General features: G+C 40.0%; 15 protein-coding genes. 2 read left to right on the forward strand and 13 right to left on the reverse strand.

The features are described 5' to 3' along the window. Positions 1–51: 51 nt before the first annotated feature. The 12 genes from OC530_RS04430 to OC530_RS04485 form a co-directional block, all read right to left on the reverse strand. Positions 52–906 carry a MetQ/NlpA family ABC transporter substrate-binding protein gene (locus OC530_RS04430; RefSeq protein ID WP_042751775.1) on the reverse strand — a complete coding sequence of 285 codons (855 nt, stop codon included), beginning with the start codon at positions 904–906 and terminating at the stop codon, positions 52–54. Positions 907–1,059: 153 nt separating this feature from the next. Continuing rightward, positions 1,060–1,890 (reverse strand): amino acid ABC transporter substrate-binding protein, encoded by an 831-nt coding sequence (locus OC530_RS04435; RefSeq protein WP_262079922.1) that lies wholly within the window; start codon positions 1,888–1,890, stop codon positions 1,060–1,062. Between the two features lie 103 nt (positions 1,891–1,993). Continuing rightward, positions 1,994–2,317, reverse strand: a complete 324-nt coding sequence (locus OC530_RS04440) for an AzlD domain-containing protein (RefSeq protein WP_000253947.1) — start codon at positions 2,315–2,317, stop codon at positions 1,994–1,996. Beyond that, positions 2,307–3,002 (reverse strand): AzlC family ABC transporter permease, encoded by a 696-nt coding sequence (locus OC530_RS04445; RefSeq protein ID WP_000659737.1) that lies wholly within the window; start codon positions 3,000–3,002, stop codon positions 2,307–2,309. The genes OC530_RS04440 and OC530_RS04445 overlap by 11 nt, the downstream gene beginning before the upstream one ends. Before the next feature lie 226 nt (positions 3,003–3,228). Then, positions 3,229–3,513 carry a hypothetical protein gene (locus OC530_RS04450; protein ID WP_000415011.1) on the reverse strand — a complete coding sequence of 95 codons (285 nt, stop codon included), beginning with the start codon at positions 3,511–3,513 and terminating at the stop codon, positions 3,229–3,231. Between the two features lie 201 nt (positions 3,514–3,714). After that, positions 3,715–4,938: a hypothetical protein gene (locus OC530_RS04455; protein ID WP_000603362.1), complete on the reverse strand. Its 1,224-nt coding sequence runs from the start codon at positions 4,936–4,938 to the stop codon at positions 3,715–3,717. Continuing rightward, a complete protein-coding gene (locus tag OC530_RS04460) occupies positions 4,919–5,881 on the reverse strand; it encodes a ThiF family adenylyltransferase (protein ID WP_050271616.1) in 963 nt (320 codons plus the stop codon). The genes OC530_RS04455 and OC530_RS04460 overlap by 20 nt, the downstream gene beginning before the upstream one ends. Positions 5,882–6,600: 719 nt before the next feature. Next, positions 6,601–7,464, reverse strand: a complete 864-nt coding sequence (locus OC530_RS04465; RefSeq protein ID WP_050271615.1) for an XRE/MutR family transcriptional regulator — start codon at positions 7,462–7,464, stop codon at positions 6,601–6,603. 106 nt (positions 7,465–7,570) lie between these two features. After that, positions 7,571–8,581 carry a tRNA (adenosine(37)-N6)-threonylcarbamoyltransferase complex transferase subunit TsaD gene (gene tsaD / locus OC530_RS04470; RefSeq protein ID WP_262079933.1) on the reverse strand — a complete coding sequence of 337 codons (1,011 nt, stop codon included), beginning with the start codon at positions 8,579–8,581 and terminating at the stop codon, positions 7,571–7,573. Then, positions 8,571–9,008, reverse strand: coding sequence for a ribosomal protein S18-alanine N-acetyltransferase (gene rimI / locus OC530_RS04475; protein ID WP_262079934.1), 438 nt, complete (start codon positions 9,006–9,008; stop codon positions 8,571–8,573). Before rimI ends, tsaD begins: the two co-directional genes overlap by 11 nt. Beyond that, entirely contained in the window at positions 9,005–9,688 is a 684-nt protein-coding gene (tsaB, locus tag OC530_RS04480) for a tRNA (adenosine(37)-N6)-threonylcarbamoyltransferase complex dimerization subunit type 1 TsaB (protein ID WP_262079936.1), read from the reverse strand. The genes rimI and tsaB overlap by 4 nt, the downstream gene beginning before the upstream one ends. A 105-nt stretch (positions 9,689–9,793) precedes the next feature. Next, the gene (locus OC530_RS04485) at positions 9,794–10,009 is read right to left on the reverse strand and encodes a hypothetical protein (RefSeq protein ID WP_000282475.1); all 216 of its coding nucleotides are present in this window, start codon (positions 10,007–10,009) and stop codon (positions 9,794–9,796) included. A gap of 280 nt (positions 10,010–10,289) precedes the next feature. Here OC530_RS04485 and OC530_RS04490 point away from each other — a divergent pair, with 280 nt between their 5' ends. Both OC530_RS04490 and rnjA read left to right on the forward strand, forming a co-directional pair. Then, positions 10,290–10,523, forward strand: coding sequence for a DNA-dependent RNA polymerase subunit epsilon (locus tag OC530_RS04490; protein ID WP_000639572.1), 234 nt, complete (start codon positions 10,290–10,292; stop codon positions 10,521–10,523). 1 nt (position 10,524) lies between these two features. After that, the gene (gene rnjA / locus OC530_RS04495; RefSeq protein ID WP_261012088.1) at positions 10,525–12,204 is read left to right on the forward strand and encodes a ribonuclease J1; all 1,680 of its coding nucleotides are present in this window, start codon (positions 10,525–10,527) and stop codon (positions 12,202–12,204) included. A gap of 36 nt (positions 12,205–12,240) precedes the next feature. Here rnjA and mnmG read toward each other — a convergent pair whose 3' ends face one another. Then, positions 12,241–14,154 carry a tRNA uridine-5-carboxymethylaminomethyl(34) synthesis enzyme MnmG gene (gene mnmG, locus OC530_RS04500; RefSeq protein ID WP_262079940.1) on the reverse strand — a complete coding sequence of 638 codons (1,914 nt, stop codon included), beginning with the start codon at positions 14,152–14,154 and terminating at the stop codon, positions 12,241–12,243.

Consider the following 14,154-nt stretch of genomic DNA (forward strand, 5'->3'; position numbering starts at 1 on the left):
TCTATACAAAAGCAAGAGGTGGAATTTTCTCTCCCACCTCCCTGTTTCTTATTACCAAACTGGTTGATCCAAACCGTCTGATGTTTCTTCGATAACTTTTTTCACTTCATCTGTGTGGTAAGCTGCGATTACTTTCTTGATAGCATCAGCTTTTGGTGATGTTTCCCAATCTTTTTTCGCAACGATGATGTTGTACCATTGTTTTGAATTTTCATCAGCTTGTTCTTTGAAAAGTGCTTTCTTGTAGTCCAATTTTGCTTCTGTAACGAAGGTATTGTTTACAACAGCAGCGTCAACTGATGACAATGAACGAGCTGTTTGGCTAGCATCCAATTCAGTGATTTTCAAGTTCTTTGGATTTTCTTTGATGTTAGCAACTGTTGCAAGAGCAGTTCCTGAAACGTCCAATTTAATCAAGCCAGCTGATTGAAGCAAGTAAAGCGCACGGCTTTCGTTTGTAGCATCGTTCGGTACAGCGATTTCTCCGTTTGCTGGGATGTCTTCTACTTTAGTGTACTTGTTGTCACTTCCATTCAAACCTGAGTAAAGGCGGATTGGAGAGATGTAAGTATCAGCAATCGCTACAAGGTCTTTTCCGTTTTCTTTGTTCCAGTTGTTCAAGAAGTTATAGTGTTGGAAAGCGTTCAAGTCTACTTCGCCATCAGCAGTTGCCTTGTTTGGTTGTGAGTAGTCTGTGAACTCTGTAAATTCCAAGGTAATACCGTCTTTTTTAACCAATTCTTGGATTTTGTCCCAACGTTTTTCTTCAGAACCGCTACGGTTAACAGTTGCGATTTTGATAGTTGTTGCATTGTCTGCTTTCTTTTCTGAGTTTCCGCAAGCTGCAAGAGCCAAACCTGCGACTGTAGCAAGGGCTGCTACACCAAGCCATTTTTTGATTTTCATGATTCTTTCTCCTTAAAAATAATACCGTACTAGTATCTCACAATTTGTTTGATTTCACAAATTGTTATTAGATAGTCAGATATATAGTTTAAAACTATATCCCTAAAAACTGAGAAATCATCCACCTTATGCAGAATGGATGATTTCAAGAAATTATTTAATATCAGCTTCTGCTGGTAGATAAGTGTCTCCGAAGAATTGTTTGGACAATTTTTCAAGCGTTCCATCTTTGTAGAGTTCTTGGATACGTTTGTCTACAAATGTTTTCAACTCATCTTGACCTTTAGCAAGAAGTGGGTAAACGTAAGGTTGTTGGTCGCTTGGAAGTTCAATAACTTTCAAGTTGTCCAAACCTTGGTCCTTGATGACTGTTTCAACACCGATTTTATCAAAAATCTTGTAGTCAAACTGGCCATCGCTCAAGCGTCCCATGATTTGTTGGAAGTCCGCTTTAGTATACTTTAGGACAGTTGGATTATCTGAATGTTGTTTGTTGTAGTCTTCTAGCTGTTTAGCAGATGTTGTCCCTTGAACAACTTCTGTTGATTTTCCACCGATATCATCAAGCGATTTGATGCTAGGGTCATCTTTTTTCACTACAAGAACGTTAGGGTTTTTAGCAGTTGGAGCTGCATAAAGGTATTTTTCAGCACGTTCTTTAGTGTAGCTGATGTTGCTAACAGCCATATTGTAACGGTCAGCATCAAGTCCTGCAAAGACACCTGACCACTCTGTCTTCTCAAACTTGACATCATATTTGTCAGAATCTTTAAAGATAGCGCGAACCACTTCAATTTCGTAACCAGTCAATTCGCCATTTTCTTCATAGTTGAATGGTTTTGGTGTAGCATTAGTTGCAACGATAATTTCTTTCTTGCTAGCTGCTTCTCCTTCTTTCTTAGCACCACCTGAGCAAGCTGCTAACACACCTGCAGCAATAAGCCCTAGAGCAGCAAGAGATGAGTATTTAACGATTTTTTTCATGTCATTTCCTCCAAAATAGAATACCTTATAATCTTAACAGAAAAAGACTATTTACGCCATTATATGATATCTATCTCTGTGATAAGTTTTCTTTATGGCTGATTTAAAAGACCAAACGCAAGATGGCAATCAAGACTACTCCGAAGAGAACCGTTCCGACTAGATTACGGTAGCGAAAGGCTATCCAAGCCGTCGGAAATACTGCTAAGAAGTCCAGCCATTTGATTTGAGGAAGGTTCCCAACCTTGCCTGTCACTACGCTTGAAAGAATCAAGGCAAAGATAATAGAAACGGGCAAGAACTTCAAAAAACGCTCAACGATTGCAGGCAAACCCTTATACTTGACCAAGATGAAGGGAATCATACGGGGAATCCAGGTCACCAAGCCAGAGAAGAGAACTGCTAATAAAAGATACTTACTGACCATCTAAAACCACCCCCATTGTACAACCAAGTAGCGTCGCAAACAGAACAGCTAGTGACTGAGACACCACTGTCAAGAGCAAAAAGAAGGACACCGCAACAACTGCTAGAATAATAAGCAGATTGCGGACAGGAATCCGTCTTTGCATAATCTGGAATTGCGAAGCAAAAATCCCAATGAACATCCCAACCAGGGCAAAATCCAAGCCAAAGATTTCTGGATTTGGCAGCAGACCACCCAGAGCCGTTCCAACCACTGTTCCCACAAACCAAGCCACATAGCTATTGAGGTTGTTTCCGTGCATCCACATAGGATTGACCTTGTCTGTATGGGCTAACTCGCCCATCAAAACGCCATAAGTCTCATCTGTCAAGATGCTAGACATACCGATATTGTGCCAGAGACTAGTATGACGAAAATAGGTCGACGCATGCAAACTCAACAAAAAGAGACGCAAATTGATCAAAAAGACCGTCATCGCAATAGCTGCTACAGGTGCTTGAACCGCAATCAGTGCCAGCATGGCAAACTGGGCACTCCCAGCATAAACAAAGAGGCTCATCAAGCCCATCTCCACAGGTGTCACATAGGGCGCACCAATAATCCCACAGGCCAGGCCGATACTGACATAACCAAGTGCCGTTGGCATAGCTGCCTGCGCCCCCTCCCAAAATCCTTTTTCTTTCATCTTTCTCCTCATATTGTCTTAATAAATGGGCTGAAAAGGCTCCAGCCACAGCATGGACTATTATAACATATTCAGGAAAGAGAAAAAAGTCTGCTGATTGTAATCAGACAGACTCCATTTTATTCTATAGTATCAAAAACAAGACTTGGTTTGGCATTGAAATCCAAGTCTTGCTCATATTCAGATTCATCCATTATGCGATGCTCATGCCGTATTTTATAATGAATCATATTTTAAAAATACCAGACCACACTACTCCCTGCTTATATTTAGCTTCTTTCTTTTGGACAAATTTTGCCAAATCCAATAACTCTGTCGGTGGTTCACCTTTAAAGCCCAATAATTCTTTAGAGACGGCAAATGAGAGACGTACAGCTAGCAAATCTTCACTAGTACTAGAGAACTGTTTTGCTGTTTCCAGCAATTGCTTCCTAAATTCTTCCGTCAAGCTAATTTCTTTATTATTGTACAGGGAATGAATTAAAATTTGTAACTGACTCTGTTTTTCCATCGTTTACCTCATTTTATCTAGGACGCCAAGGACCATATTTAGCCCAACCATCCACCATAACATTTACAGTGTGTTCCAAATTAGAAATATATTGTACAGACTTCCAGTTGCTAGGTGAAATTTCGTTTCTTTCATGGACACCTCTAAAAATTTTTAGAAGTTCTTTTCAAATAATCATGCAACATTCATATAAAATAAATTTTAACAATTAGTATCATTCTTTTTGAAAAAATTACAAATAACTAATAAATAAATTCCTATAGATAGTGTAAATCCATTTATTAAAATACCCAAAATTTTTATATCTGTATAAAATTGAGGAATAATCAAAAATAGAATGGCAAATAAAGCATATAAACTTGAATTAGTCGAATATATCAATCCCATAGTGTCGTATCTATACTCTGAGTAAATCATTTTTTCAAACATATTTCCTGATATACCTATTAAAATAAATGCTAAAAAAAATAACAACAACTTTATTAACGGAAATGGAGTAATAAATACTAGCATGAGTGCTAATCCAGATACAGTATAATCAATAAAGAAAAACATTTTATACGGAATTCCCACTCTAGGAGCCAAAATTGCTCCTATCAAATCGGCAAATCTTTGAGCTCCTAGTACCAATCCCAAATATTGAATAGGTATGCCTTCTGATAAAAGATACAGTGGCATTAAAGTTAAAAGTAGATCTGTACCCCCACTTAAAATTGACTCTGTAACTACTATAAAAGAGGCAAATTTTGATTCTCGAAAAGCAGAAACAGTTTCCAAAAATTGGAAAGAAGAATTACTTTCCAAATCTACCTTTTCAGGTCGAACACTTTTAGTATTGTTTTTGGAACCGGGCAATCTGATTTTAATCATAAAATAAATAGCAGCCACAAAAAACGGAATACTTAAATTAAAAACAACAAAATAAGATAGAAGCCCTAATAGTAGAGATGCAGTTAAATTACTAATAATATCTAACACATTTGATGCCAAGTATTGAACATCTATCGATTTCTTTATTAGCATGTCATCATTATTTAAAGTTTCTGGAACAATTTTCATCTGCAGTGTATTTAATAAATTAGTTGATAATGCGAACAAAAAATTCAATACATAGATATACACAACACGAAAATGATACCTTAAACACAGAATTGTAATCACAATTATAATAAACTGGAGAATCTGGAAAATCACTAGCCAAATTTTATCTCTCTGAATTTTATTTATAAAACTTCCATAAAAAACAGCAAGCAAATTTGGGATAAAACCAATTAGAGTAAATAGAGATAACTGTCCTGCCTCAATATGATATACACTTACTAACCCTATCGATAAAGCAATAAAGTAAAAACTATCTGCAATATTCCTAGACGATCTACCTAATATTAAATTTATAAAATTTTGGCTAAATTTTCTTAATATCATGCTTATAAACCTCAAAATTCATGCAATCGATTTGAATATAATCCGTTAAATTCAATAATCCTGTTAAAGTATCTAATACTTTATAAGATATGATTGATGCAGCCATATATGATATTGGAGAAATAACACTATACGGTATTCTACTATCCAAAACATGATCATCTGTTATCATAAAGTCCCTATAAAACTCCCTCAATGAAATAGTTTTGCCCGGAATAATATGTAGGTAGTTTATTACCGTAGATGCATATGAGCCAACAATAATAGGTCTCGTATATTTATGAGCTAAATCATCAAACCAGTAGTCTATCTCTATTCTAGGAGTATCTGCACAGCATAAAGCAATGTCAAAATTATAATCTTTAAAAATAGTTTCTAAGTCATTCTGACACTCTAACTTCCTATAAATAGTTGTCACATTTGAATCAGAAATCTCTTGAATATGCTGTTTTATTATGTCTATTTTTAGCTTACCAATATCAGATTTCTTAAAGGATGTTTGTCTAGTAAGATTTGACTCTTCCACAATGTCAAAATCTACTAATATGAAATTACCTATACCTAGACGAGCTAAAATTTCGACTGTTGTTGATCCAATACCCCCTACACCAACAATTAAAACTGTTGAATTTAATAATCTATCCTGATACTTACTAGGGTCTAAATTTTCTGACAAATCAACCCACTCAAAGAAATTAATATTTCGGGAATATTTGGAATTATCATATTGATTACTAGTCACTAATCCCATAGATATCATCGACTCAACAACTTGTTTTTCTCCATTAGACAACAATTTTATATCAATGTCATTATCTAATTTTTTTATTAAATTGATGTTCTCTTCATTAAAATCAATCTCCCTTACAAGAGAAGCATTACCAAAACCAAATTTTATTTTATCTTTAAATATATACGGTTGAAGAGTTCTCTTTATTCTCATTTAGATCCTCCTAATCAAAAACTATTAAAAGATAAACAACAAATAGGAGTTTGGAAAATATTTTCCTAAACTCCAAAATTATAAATACGAATACAACTCATTTATAATTTCTATCCATATAATAAATTAAAATACAAAAAACTTATCGACTTCTAAAATTCAGTTAAAATCTTAATAGCATGCAGATATTAACTTTTAAACATTATGAATATCATCATTCTTCACAATTATTAAGATTTAAGATTTTTTGTATAATATCCGTTGCATTTGCAGCAAAATATATATTAATTAGAATTTTTGTCGTATATGTTTATCTTGATTTCAATCCACTATATCTAATCCAAAGTTTATCTTTTCTATCCTATAGATTGCTATTATTTAACTAACGGCCACCTAAACGATGCCCTTGAAATGAATATGGTACAGCAGACATTGTTTCTCCTCCAATTATTTTTCTTTGTAAACCACTTATGCGACCTAGGATTTGCTTCAAGTACTTTACAAGAACACTATAACACGAAAATTGGCGTATTTGAGAAAATCGCATATTTGATATTTTTTCTTATAGAAATTTCTGATTTGCGATTTTAGTGGATTTGATTATTTCACTGGTATAATAAAGTTATTACTAACAAGGAGGGATATAATGATGAAGAAAAGAAAAATCCAACTGATACTCCTGCTTATTTCGGAGTGGGTTATCGTCTTCCCGTTTCTAATCAATCGATAAGTTCTTTGTATTGCTGAAAACGCAATTCGAAGAGGGCTGTTAATTGTGAATTTTCTAATACTTGCAGAGATTGGATAAAGTGTTCAATCTCTTTTTGATTACTTCCTTTGGTTTGAAGAAATATACTCATTTTCTTTAAAAATTGCCACGATAATTTCTCAAAAACATCGTATGGACGGAGCATACTCTCCAGCTCTGCTTCAAAGATTGGGATATAGGAGAAAAGCTTGCGCTCCATGAGCTCTGATAAGATATTTAATAGTCCTTGCTTCATATACAATCGATTGTGTACTAACTCTTTAAATTCTTTGGATTTTTCAAGCAAAGAGGTTGATAAAAAAATCAGATCTTGATTGCTTAGGAAGGGCATGGTATTGCAAAAAAGATAGAGTTCAAACCAGGTCCAAGACTCAATAGCATAGAGATAAGTAGTCAAAAACTCCCTATCCTCCTCTGTTAGCAGATAGCTCTTATTTAAGGAATGAATAGCATTTTTAATCACAATGGCATTCAAACAACGATAGGTCTCTGCCATCTGTCCTTGCTCGACTTCCTCCAACAGTTGCTCTAAGCCAGCTATATCTTGGTGGGCAAAGCGATCCACAACCCTCCTACCAATCTGCATATGTGGAGATTCTTGATAGTTGTTGAGTTTGTGCCCAAACTCATCAAAATTCATATTGATCCCTTGGATGGCTAGAATCAACTTATCCGCAGATAGCATAGACTGCCCTAGTTCAAACTTGGACAGCTGAGAAGCTGTTAGTCCAGCACAAGCCACATCTGACTGCTTGAGCTTTCTAGCCAAGCGCAACTCCTTGTAAAATTCTCCCAATTCCATTCTCTCGATCATCTTGCCACCTCCTAGCTTTTGCATATTATATCATTATTTTTATAGTTTTGTCAAAATATTCTGACACTTTGGTGATTGAAAAAGCCAGCCTTAAGCTGACTCCATTTTATTCCATGGTATCAAAAGCGAGACTTGGTTTGGCATTGAGGTCCAAGCCTGAGAAGTTTTCTTTGTTCCACTCACTGACGCTGGCATAGGCAATCATTCCTGCATTGTCTCCGCAGAGGCGCAGAGGTGGGATGATGACATTGACGTCAGTGATTTCGGCCGCTAGGCGTTCTCTGAGACCTTTATTGGCTGCCACACCACCTGCCACGACAAGGGTTTTAACAGGGTATTTCTCCAAAGCCTTCTTGGTTTTTACCATAAGAATATCCAAGACAGCTGCTTGGAAGGAAGCACACAAATCCTCTGTGGACAAGCTTTCTCCCTTTTGATCGGCATTGTGGTGAAGATTGATAAAGGCAGACTTCAAACCAGAGAATGAAAACTCCAGATTATCTTCCTTAATCATGGCACGAGGAAAATCATAAATATCCTGCCCCTGATGAGCCAACTCATCAATCTCACGACCGGCAGGATAGGTCAATCCCATGACACGGCCAACCTTATCATAGGCCTCACCAACCGCGTCATCTCGCGTTTCCCCAACAATCTTGTAGTCACCAGCCTCAGAAACATAAACCAACTCTGTGTGTCCACCGCTTACTAAAAGTGCTAACAAGGGAAACTCCAAAGGCTCCACGCTCTGAGCTGCCATGAGGTGACCAGCCATGTGGTTAACAGGGATAAGTGGAAGTCCATGTGCCCAAGCAAAGGCCTTAGCAGCTGACAAGCCAACTAGCAAGGCTCCGACCAAGCCTGGTCCATAGGTAACAGCCACAGCTGTCACGTCCTCTTCCGTAATTCCTGCTTCTACCAGAGCCTCCTCGATACAGGCTGTAATGACCTCGACATGGTGACGACTGGCTACTTCAGGCACTACGCCCCCAAAACGTTTGTGGCTCTCAATTTGACTGGCAATGACATTGGACAAGAGTTCATCGTCGTTTTTCAAGACGGCAACACTGGTCTCATCACAGGATGTCTCAAATGCTAAAATATATCTATCCTTCATCTATTTCTCTCTTCATGATGATGGCGTCCTCGACCGGGTCATGGTAGTAGGCCTTTCGCTCAGCGATGACTGCCATCTTTTCTTTCTTGTAAAATGCTTGCGCTCGTTGATTTGACTTTCTGACTTCGAGAAAAATCTCCTTGTCTGTCGGCAATTGAGAAAACAAGGCTGACGCAATTCCCTGACCCTGATAGTCTCCTTTAACAGCGATTTGCAGGACTTCTGCCTCAAAGATATTTTCCTGCACAGCTAGAAATCCAATCACTTCTGCCCCATCATAAGTCAGAGCATACCAAGTCTGATCTTGGGACAGGTCTGCTTGAATTTGTTCCAGCGTCCAAGGACTGACTGGGTAAACAGCTGCCATGACAGCGTAGATGGCTTGAGCCAAGTCAGGTTGCTGTTGAATTCGTTTGATTTCTATCATAGGCGTTTAATGTAAGACTCGCCAGATTCGGTGTGATTCTTGAGCCAGTTTTCCTCAGCCTCGACACGCTTGAGGTAGTTCGGCACAAAATCATGCAAGGAGTCTGCTTCCTTGTCCCAAGCCAAAAGAGCTAGATTAGCTGCATTAGGCAATGTTTCTTTATAATCAGTCCTTGGCAAGTGTTCTTGAATCTGCTCCACAAAGGGGCCAACTTCTCCGACAAAGGTTACCTGACTAGCCCCCTTGATTAACTCAATCACTCTCTCAAAGGGCAGGTGTGCTTCTGGCATGACAGGTTTAGCATTTTCATAAAATCCTGCATAAACATTGTTGCGACGCGCATCCATCAAAGGAACGAACAAGCCTTCTTGTTGGTAGGGCACCAGAGCCAAGAGGCTAGACATACCAACTAACTCAATGTTCAGAGTATGAGCCAAAGTCTTGGCAGTTGCTACCGCAATTCGCAAACCTGTGTAGCTACCTGGCCCCTCTGCCACCACAATTCGGCCCAAATCCTTGGGCGTCCAATCCAAACTTGCCATCAAAAAATCGATGGCAGGCATAAGGGTAATACTGTAATTTTTCTTGATATTAATCGTCGTCTCGGCAAGAACCTGCTTGTCCTCTAAAATAGCGAGAGAAAGAGCCTTGCTAGACGTATCAAAAGCTAATACTTTCATAACACATTCCTATCTTTTTGTCTGCTTACTATTATACTACAAAAGCTGGCACATGGGAATTTTCTTTATCCCCAAAACAAAAATGCCCCAGCATAAGCAGGGCATCTAGGCATTTAATCCAAAGTAAAACACAAACCAAACGACATAGGTTACGAGGAGGAGAAAAAGCGAGTAGAGAGTCACAAAAGTAATTTTCCACAAGAACTTGGTTTGTCGTTGTTCCAGTTTGGCAAATAGAAGATTCCCCGCATAAACGCAAGCAACAAAAACAATAAAAGCTACCAAGCGAGCTCCGATAGCAAAAGCAAATAAGTTATACATAGGGCAACCTCCTTGACTTAAAAACTATATGGAATTATGACAAGCAATAAATTTCACTTCCGTTATCAATATAACACATTTTCTTCGTTTTTGCAAGCGCTTACTAAAGGAATTATCCCATGACTTTCTCGTTTCCGTCTTTTACTAATTTTTCATTTTGTGGTATAATTGAAATAATTGTAACGAATCAAGGTCAATCTAGACACAAAATGGAATGAAATCAAGCAAATCTATGCTAAAAGTTTGGAATAAGCTGACCTGTAAAATAGAAAGGAACTATATGATTTACAAAGTTTTTTATCAAGAAACAAAAGAACGTAGCCCACGTCGTGAAACAACACGCGCACTTTACCTAGACATCGATGCCAGCTCAGAACTTGAGGGCCGTATCGCTGCTCGCCAACTTGTCGAAGAAAATCGCCCAGAGTACAATATCGAATATATCGAACTCTTGTCTGACAAATTGCTAGATTACGAAAAAGAAACTGGCGCCTTCGAAATTACGGAGTTCTAATATGGCCTATACTCTTAAACCTGAAGAAGTCGGCGTTTTTGCCATAGGTGGTCTGGGAGAAATCGGGAAAAACACTTACGGAATTGAATACCAAGATGAGATTATCATCGTCGATGCTGGGATTAAATTCCCAGAAGATGACTTGCTGGGTATCGACTACGTCATTCCTGACTACTCTTACATCGTAGACAATATCGACCGCGTCAAGGCTGTCTTAATCACACACGGACACGAGGACCACATCGGTGGGATTCCATTCCTACTCAAGCAAGCAAATGTCCCTATCTACGCTGGGCCGCTTGCCTTGGCTTTGATCCGTGGGAAACTCGAAGAACACGGCCTCTTGCGCAACGCCAAACTTTACGAAATCAACCACAACACTGAGTTGACCTTTAAAAATCTCAAGGCAACTTTCTTTAGAACGACTCACTCTATTCCAGAACCTTTGGGGATTGTCATTCATACTCCTCAAGGGAAAATTGTCTGTACGGGTGACTTCAAGTTTGACTTAACACCAGTTGGTGAACCAGCAGATTTGCACCGTATGGCAGCTCTTGGTGAAGAAGGCGTGCTCTGTCTCCTGTCTGACTCAACAAATGCAGAAATTCCAACCTTTACCAACTCTGAAAAAGTCGTTGGCCAGTCCATCATGAAGATTATCCAAGGCATAGAGGGACGTATCATCTTTGCATCCTTTGCCTCAAATATCTTCCGTCTCCAGCAAGCAACAGAAGCTGCTGTTAAGACTGGACGTAAGATTGCAGTCTTTGGTCGTTCGATGGAAAAGGCCATTGTCAACGGAATCGATCTTGGCTACATCAAAGCTCCTAAGGGAACCTTTATCGAGCCAAATGAAATCAAAGATTACCCTGCAGGCGAGATTCTTATCCTCTGTACAGGTAGTCAGGGTGAGCCAATGGCTGCCCTCTCTCGTATCGCCAACGGAACCCACCGTCAGGTACAACTCCAGCCCGGTGATACCGTTATCTTCTCTTCTAGCCCAATCCCTGGAAACACTACTAGCGTCAACAAGCTGATCAACATCATTTCTGAAGCTGGTGTCGAAGTTATCCACGGTAAGGTTAACAATATCCATACCTCTGGACATGGTGGCCAGCAAGAGCAAAAACTTATGCTCCGCTTGATTAAGCCAAAATACTTCATGCCTGTTCACGGTGAATACCGCATGCAAAAAGTCCACGCTGGACTAGCGGTGGATACTGGTGTTGAAAAGGACAATATCTTTATCATGAGCAATGGTGATGTGCTTGCCCTCACTGCTGACTCAGCTCGTATAGCAGGTCATTTCAACGCCCAAGATATCTATGTCGATGGAAATCGTATCGGTGAAATCGGTGCTGCTGTCCTCAAAGATCGTCGCGATCTATCTGAAGACGGTGTCGTTCTAGCAGTCGCAACTGTTGACTTCAAATCGCAGATGATTCTATCTGGTCCAGACATCCTCAGCCGAGGCTTTGTCTACATGAGAGAGTCTGGCGACCTGATTCGCCAAAGCCAGCGTATCCTCTTCAATGCAATTCGTATCGCACTGAAAAACAAGGACGCCAGCGTGCAATCTGTCAACGGTGCCATTGTCAACGCTATTCGCCCCTTCCTTTATGAAAATACAGAACGTGAACCAATCATTATCCCGATGATCCTCACACCAGATGAAGAATAAATTATAAAACAGCCCCGTCTTCGGAGCTGTTTTTCTCTATGCTTTCTTTTCTTGATTTTTAGAAATACTACGATTTTTACCTTCCAGATACACCATCAAAATAGAAATATCTGCTGGGTTTACTCCCGAAATACGGCTGGCTTGGCCGATGGTTTCTGGATTGATGAGTTTGAACTTCTGACGGGCTTCCGTTGCGATAGAATCAATGTCATCCCAGTCTATATTGGATGGAATGCGTTTTTCTTCCATGCGTTTCATCTTAGCAACCTGGTCCATGGCTTTGGAAATATAGCCTTCATACTTGATTTCTGTTTCAATCAATTCGATAATCTTGTCATCCAAGTCCTCTGCAGCTGGTCCGATGAAGGCCACCACATCTTGGTAAGAAACTTCTGGACGGCGAAGGAATTCCTTAGCTGTCACTGCATCTGTCAACGGCTTGAAGCCCATCTCCTCAACCTTAGCATTGGTTTCCTTGACTGGCTTGAGTTTGATGCTGTCTAGGCGTTTCATCTCATTTTCAAATTGATTTTTCTTGATTTCAAAGCGAGCCCAGCGTTCATCATCCACAAGACCAATCTCACGGCCCATCTCTGTCAAACGCATATCGGCATTGTCATGACGGAGGATGAGGCGGTATTCAGCACGACTGGTCAAAAGGCGATAAGGCTCAATCGTTCCCTTGGTCACCAAGTCATCAATCATCACCCCGATATAGCCATCACTGCGCTTCAAAATCAATTCAGGCTTATCTTGGATTTTCAGAGCCGCATTGATCCCAGCGATAATCCCTTGGCCTGCTGCCTCTTCGTAACCTGACGTTCCATTTGTCTGACCAGCAGTGAAAAGACCTGAGATTTTCTTGGTTTCCAGAGTCGCACGCAACTGATGAGGCAAGACCATATCATACTCGATGGCATAACCTGTTCGCATCATCTCTGCATTTTCCAAACCTTTGATGGAATGAACCAAGTCACGCTGGACATCCTCAGGCAGACTGGTTGAAAGTCCTTGAACATAGACTTCCTCAGTATTGCGCCCTTCTGGCTCAAGGAAGAGTTGGTGACGTTCCTTGTCTGCAAAGCGCACAATCTTGTCCTCAATCGATGGACAGTAACGAGGCCCCACTCCCTTGACCACACCTGTAAACATAGGCGCACGGTGGAGGTTGTTTTGAATAATCTCATGACTGGTACCATTGGTATAGGTCAACCAACATGGCACCTGATCCTTAACATAATCCTCATCACGTGAAGTGTATGAGAAGTGATTAGGCGCTTCGTCTCCTGGCTGAATCTCGGTCACATCGTAGTTGATTGAAGAAGCCTTGACACGTGGAGGGGTTCCTGTCTTGAAACGACCAATTTCGAGACCAAGTTCCTTGAGATTGTCAGCTAGGTTAATAGAAGCTAGGCTGTGGTTAGGACCTGATGAATACTTAAGGTCTCCAATGATAATTTCCCCACGGAGGGCTGTCCCTGTCGTCACGATAACAGCCTTAGCAGCATACTCTTGATGGGTCGCTGTACGAACACCGACAACTTTGCCATCTTCAACCAAAATCTCATCAATCATGGTCTGACGAAGGGTCAGATTTTCTTGATTTTCAACCGTCTTGCGCATCTCCTTAGAGTAAAGCTCCTTGTCAGCCTGCGCACGAAGGGCACGGACAGCTGGACCTTTCCCAGTGTTGAGCATCTTCATCTGGATGTAAGTCTTGTCAATGGTCTTGGCCATCTCGCCACCGAGGGCATCAACTTCACGCACGACAATTCCCTTGGCAGACCCACCGATAGAGGGGTTACAAGGCATGAAAGCCAGCATTTCAATGTTGATAGTCGCAAGCAAGACCTTACAGCCCATACGGCTAGCGGCCAAGGAAGCCTCGACCCCAGCGTGTCCCGCACCAATTACAATAATATCGTATTCTTCAGTAAAATGATAAGTCAT

Origin of the sequence: Streptococcus sp. Marseille-Q5619 (assembly GCF_946901205.1) — a bacterium.
GTDB lineage: Bacteria > Bacillota > Bacilli > Lactobacillales > Streptococcaceae > Streptococcus.

Coding starts and splice junctions, on each gene's coding strand:
- OC530_RS04430 (WP_042751775.1), bottom strand. CDS start 906: ATGAAAATCAAAAAATGGCTTGGTGTAGCAGCCCTTGCTACAGTCGCA.
- OC530_RS04435 (WP_262079922.1), bottom strand. CDS start 1,890: ATGAAAAAAATCGTTAAATACTCATCTCTTGCTGCTCTAGGGCTTATT.
- OC530_RS04440 (WP_000253947.1), bottom strand. CDS start 2,317: ATGGTCAGTAAGTATCTTTTATTAGCAGTTCTCTTCTCTGGCTTGGTG.
- OC530_RS04445 (WP_000659737.1), bottom strand. CDS start 3,002: ATGAAAGAAAAAGGATTTTGGGAGGGGGCGCAGGCAGCTATGCCAACG.
- OC530_RS04450 (WP_000415011.1), bottom strand. CDS start 3,513: ATGGAAAAACAGAGTCAGTTACAAATTTTAATTCATTCCCTGTACAAT.
- OC530_RS04455 (WP_000603362.1), bottom strand. CDS start 4,938: ATGATATTAAGAAAATTTAGCCAAAATTTTATAAATTTAATATTAGGT.
- OC530_RS04460 (WP_050271616.1), bottom strand. CDS start 5,881: ATGAGAATAAAGAGAACTCTTCAACCGTATATATTTAAAGATAAAATA.
- OC530_RS04465 (WP_050271615.1), bottom strand. CDS start 7,464: ATGATCGAGAGAATGGAATTGGGAGAATTTTACAAGGAGTTGCGCTTG.
- tsaD (WP_262079933.1), bottom strand. CDS start 8,581: ATGAAGGATAGATATATTTTAGCATTTGAGACATCCTGTGATGAGACC.
- rimI (WP_262079934.1), bottom strand. CDS start 9,008: ATGATAGAAATCAAACGAATTCAACAGCAACCTGACTTGGCTCAAGCC.
- tsaB (WP_262079936.1), bottom strand. CDS start 9,688: ATGAAAGTATTAGCTTTTGATACGTCTAGCAAGGCTCTTTCTCTCGCT.
- OC530_RS04485 (WP_000282475.1), bottom strand. CDS start 10,009: ATGTATAACTTATTTGCTTTTGCTATCGGAGCTCGCTTGGTAGCTTTT.
- OC530_RS04490 (WP_000639572.1), top strand. CDS start 10,290: ATGATTTACAAAGTTTTTTATCAAGAAACAAAAGAACGTAGCCCACGT.
- rnjA (WP_261012088.1), top strand. CDS start 10,525: ATGGCCTATACTCTTAAACCTGAAGAAGTCGGCGTTTTTGCCATAGGT.
- mnmG (WP_262079940.1), bottom strand. CDS start 14,154: ATGACTTATCATTTTACTGAAGAATACGATATTATTGTAATTGGTGCG.